Below are 4,607 nucleotides of genomic sequence, written 5' to 3' on the forward strand. Positions count from 1 at the left end.
GGGTGCCGAAGCTCACCGACACGGGCTCGGCGATCACGGTCTGCTTGATGGCCTTGTCGACCTGGATACGACCCGAACCCTGCTGGAACGGCGTGTACTTGCCACCCTTCGTCGAACCCGTCAGCGCGCCCTTCAGCTCGGCGTAACCCCAGTCCGGGTGCTCCTGCTTCAGGATCGCCGCCGCACCCGCCACATGCGGAGTCGCCATCGACGTACCCGAGATCGTCAGATAGCCCGGCGGCTTCTCACCGACCTCCTTGTCGATGACGCTGCCCTTGGCCGCTGCGGCCGTGATGTCCACACCCGGCGCGGTGACGTCCGGCTTGATGGCTCCGTCGCCGACGCGCGGGCCGGTGCTGGAGAAGTCGGCCAGCTTGTCCTTGTCGTCGACCGCGCCGACGGTGAGCGCGGCGTCCGCGCTGCCCGGCGAACCGACCGACTCCGGACCGGAGTTACCCGCCGCGATGGCGAACAGGATGCCCTTCTCGGCGGAGAGCTTGTTGACCTCCGCCTCCAACGGGTCGATCTCCGGAGTGTCGCCGCCACCCAGACTCAGGTTGACGACATCGGCGCCCTGCGCGGCCGCCCACTCCATGCCCGCGAGGATGCCCGAGTCGTCACCGGAACCGGTGTCGTCGAGAACCTTCCCGTTGAGGATCTTCGCCCCGGGCGCCACACCCTTGTACTTGCCGCCCGACTTGGCGCCAGTACCCGCCGCGATGGACGCCACATGCGTGCCATGACCGAACTTGTCGCTCGCATCGGCCGCGGCGGAGAAGTTCTTGGACTCGATCACCTGGGTCTTCAGGTCCGGGTGCGTGGTGTCGACACCGGTGTCCAGCACGGCGATCTTGACGCCCTTGCCGTCATAACCCGCCGCCCACGCCGTGGGAGCACCGATCTGCGGCACGGACTTGTCCAGGCTGGCCTTACGGACACCGTCGAGCCACACATGCGCGATACCGGCAGCCGTCTTGTCACCGTTGGTGACCGCGTCCCACAGCTCGGGCGTTTCCTTCTGCGGCGTCTGGACGGCGTCCGCGTTGAGCGTCTTCAGGGTCCGCCGCAGGGTGCCCGCGTCCCGGACGTCGGCCTTGGCCGCGCTCGCCGCGCCCTGGTAGCCGACGATGACCTTCAGCCCCTTGGCCTGGGACTTGCGGGTGGCGGCCTTGTTGAGCTCGGTGACGTCGAAGAGCCGCTGGTCGAGCTTGCCGCTCGCGACCATGCGGGCCGCGTCGCCCGGGACCACGAGGGTGTGGCCGTCGAGCCGGCGGATCTGCACGGGTATGTGTTCGCGTCCCTTCGCCCGCTCCAGGCCCACGACGCGGCCCTTGGCGTCGACGACGACACGGTCACCGGTGATCAGAGTGATGTGGTGCTTCGCGGTGAGGGCGGCACCGGCGGCCTTCGCCGCGCCCGTCCCCTGCTGCGCGTCCGCCGTGGCAGGGCTGGTCATTCCCGCCGCGAGCGCTACCGCGGCCGCCGTGGCGACCGTGGCCGCGCATGCCTTTTTCACTTGTCTGCGCAAGATTCCCCCTTGCAGAAGGACCGGGTGAATTCCCCGTTCACCCGGGCGGGGGTGGTCTCGCACGCGTGTACGCGCACCCCCCGGAATCGCAGTATGCCGAGGGGTGATCAGGACGTTCAATAGACAACTCACCGAGAGCAAAGTCTGTTACAAGACTGCCGGATTCAGGGCAAGTTGAGGCTGCGCGCGCTCAGGTGGCCGCGTTCTCCTTCACGGTGATCCTCCCCTTGCGGATCGTCGCCACACGGGGGGCCTTCTTCGCGATCGCGGAGTCGTGGGTGACCATGATGAAGGTCAACCCCAGCTCCTTCCACATGCGTTCGAGCACGTCCATGATCTCGTCGCGCATCGACTCGTCGAGGTTGCCGGTCGGTTCGTCGGCGAGGAGCACCTTCGGCTGCTTGACGAGGGCGCGGGCGATGGCGACACGCTGCTGCTGTCCGCCGGACATCTCGGAGGGCAGATGCGCGAGCCGCTCCCCGAGCCCCACGGAGGTGAGCGCCTCCGCCGCCCGGTCCCTGCGTTCCTTGCCCTTCACGCCGAGGGGTACGAGGGCGGTCTCCACGTTCTCCTGGGCGGTGAGGGTGGGGATCAGGTTGAAGGACTGGAAGACGAAGCCGATGTTCTCGCTGCGGACCTTGGTGAGCCGGGCCTCCGACAGCTTGGCCAAGTCGGTTCCGTCCAGGACGACTTCGCCCTCGGTGGGCTTGTCGAGACCGCCGAGCATCTGGAGGAGGGTCGACTTGCCGCCGCCGGTGGGGCCCTGGATGACCAGCCGGTCCCCGTCGGCGATGGTGAGGTCGACACCGGCGAGCGCGTCGACGGTGTCCTTGCCTCGGGTGTAGCGCTTGGTGACGTTTCTTAGCTCGTACATGGTGAGCTCCTGGGTGGGTGGGGTTCGGGGTGGTGCGGATCGTTGTCGGCGGCGGGCCGGCGGGGGCTGGTCGCGCAGTTCCCCGCGCCCCTGGGTGGGTTACGGCTGGGAGTGCCTTGCCTGCACTGACCGAGGGGCGCGGGGCTGTGACATCAGCGGCTCCGCCGCGGGGCGCGACCAGCCACGACGCCGCCGCACCCGCACGACCGCAAGGCAAGGCACAACCATGGGCGCACCGGCACCACAGCCGACATCCGCTACTCGACTCGCCGCAACGCGTCCGCCGGCCGCAGCCGCGACGCCCGCCAGCCGCCGAACGCACCGGCGATGAGACCGCCGGCCACCGCCAGACCGACCGCGACCGCCACCGTCGTCAGACTGACCGGCGCGGTCAGGGAGACGTCCAGCGTCCTGGCGGCCGCCCGTCGGCCGAAGCCGCCGAAGCCGCCCGGACCGCCGGCGCCGCCGCCTCCACCGCCGCCGCCCAACTGGGCTTGCAGGGTGGGGCTGATGGCCGTGACGGCGTACGCTCCCGCGAGGCCCAGGGCGATGCCCAGGACGCCTCCCAGCAGCCCGTTGACCATGGCCTCGCCGACGACCTGCCGGGTCACCCGCCCCGACTTCCAGCCCAGCGCCTTGAGCGTGCCGAACTCCCGCACCCGGCGCGAGACGGCGGAGGAGGTGAGCAGACCGGCCACGAGGAACGCGGCGACCAGCACGGCGATGGAGAGCCACTTGCCGACGTTGGACGCCAGGGAGGAGGCCGTGGACAGCGATCCGGACACCGTGCTCGCGAGATCCGCCGAGGTCGTCACCGTGGTGCCCGAGATGTTCTTCTGGATCGACGACTTGACGGAGTCGATCTTCTGGGAGTCGGTCGTCTTGACGTAGATCGTGGTGACCTTGTTCTTCGCGTCACTGAGGGTCTGCGCCTGGGCGAGCGGGATGTAGACGTTGGCGGCCGCGTCCCCGCTGTCCGCGGTGGCGATGCCGATCACCGTGAACTTGACGCTCTTGACGGTGAGGGTGGAGCCGACCTTGAGCTTCTTCTCCTTGGCGTACGCGGAGTCGAGGACGGCGACCTTGGCGTTCGTCTCCGTCGACTTGAACGTACGACCGCTGGTGAGCTTGGAGGAGGTCAGGGGGCCGAGGGCCGGCTGGGTGACGTCCGTGCCGTAGACGGAGTAGTTGTTGACGTCGAAGTTCGCGCCGCCGCCCCGCACTTCACCCTGAGGCTGGCCGTTGCCTCCGCCGCGGAAGCCGCCCCCGCCGCCCCCGCCGCCGTTGCCGTTCTGCTGGAACTGACCCCGGGTGAACTGGCCGTTGATCTTGATGACCTGGAGGCTCAGCCCGCCGACCGCGTCGGAGACGCCCGACTGCTGGTCGACCTTGGTGACGGTGGAGGTGGGCAGGGTCTCGAAGCCCTGCACCATCACGCGGTCGCTGCTCTGCTCGGCGTCGGAGCCGTTGTCCTGCGCGTCGAACTGGAAGCGCGGCCGCTCGGACGAGTCGGCCTGCGGCTGGGCCGCCTTGGTGACGGTCATGTCGGTGCCCAGCCCGTAGAGCGACTGGAGCACCTTGTCCTGGGCCTTGCCCATGCCGGACGACACGGAACTGACCACGATGACCAGCGCGATCCCGAGCGCGAGCCCGGAGGCGACGACGAGGGCCGCCTTTCTGCGGCGGCGCAGCTCGCGCCTCAGGTAGGTGAAGAACATGCCCGCAAGGTAGGTACGACGCGTGATGGCTCGCTAAGCCCCTTATAAGAGCTGCATGAGAAGCCTGTCCACGAGCCGGGGACGAGCCGTCACGGGGCTGTCAGGCCGGCGGGGCACGGGGCCGAGCCCCGCCGCACCCGTCACACGGGAAAGGCCCGCCGGAAGCGGTGTGCTTCCGGCGGGCCCTCAACTACCGTTTCCTACAGGTCACTTCCCGTAGTACGCGTTGTAGATCGAGATCGTCGACTTGTTGCCCTTCTTGTCGGCGATCTTGGCGTGGAAGGAGATGGCCTTGCCCTTCGCCGGGTTCTTCACGGTGATCTTGCCGCCCGTGACCGTGACCTTCTTCCAGGTCTGGCCGTAGTCGTACGACACGTACACCGACAGGGACTTCAGGTTCGAGCCCTTGGCGGCACCCTCGACCGTCACCGGGATCTTGACCGTCTTGCCCGCCTCGACCCTGCTGTCCGGGCCCGTGGCCGCGTTG

At 68.8% G+C, this 4,607-nt stretch carries 4 protein-coding genes; all 4 read right to left on the reverse strand.

The features are described 5' to 3' along the window. Positions 1-1,516 (reverse strand): S8 family peptidase (locus H295_RS44575; RefSeq protein ID WP_043218960.1); only part of this gene is annotated, 1,516 nt, incomplete at its 3' end. Between the two features lie 202 nt (positions 1,517-1,718). Then, positions 1,719-2,402: an ABC transporter ATP-binding protein gene (locus tag H295_RS0142440; RefSeq protein WP_020141447.1), complete on the reverse strand. Its 684-nt coding sequence runs from the start codon at positions 2,400-2,402 to the stop codon at positions 1,719-1,721. Positions 2,403-2,659: 257 nt separating this feature from the next. After that, complete coding sequence (locus tag H295_RS0142445; protein ID WP_020141448.1) at positions 2,660-4,120, reverse strand: ABC transporter permease; 1,461 nt, start codon at positions 4,118-4,120, stop codon at positions 2,660-2,662. Between the two features lie 207 nt (positions 4,121-4,327). Further along, a partial coding sequence (locus H295_RS0142450) for a hypothetical protein (RefSeq protein WP_028810266.1) occupies positions 4,328-4,607 on the reverse strand: 280 nt, incomplete at its 5' end.

It is taken from the genome of Streptomyces sp. 351MFTsu5.1, assembly GCF_000383655.1.
Classification (GTDB): domain Bacteria; phylum Actinomycetota; class Actinomycetes; order Streptomycetales; family Streptomycetaceae; genus Streptomyces; species Streptomyces griseorubiginosus.

Coding starts and splice junctions, on each gene's coding strand:
- H295_RS0142440 (WP_020141447.1), bottom strand. CDS start 2,402: ATGTACGAGCTAAGAAACGTCACCAAGCGCTACACCCGAGGCAAGGAC.
- H295_RS0142445 (WP_020141448.1), bottom strand. CDS start 4,120: ATGTTCTTCACCTACCTGAGGCGCGAGCTGCGCCGCCGCAGAAAGGCG.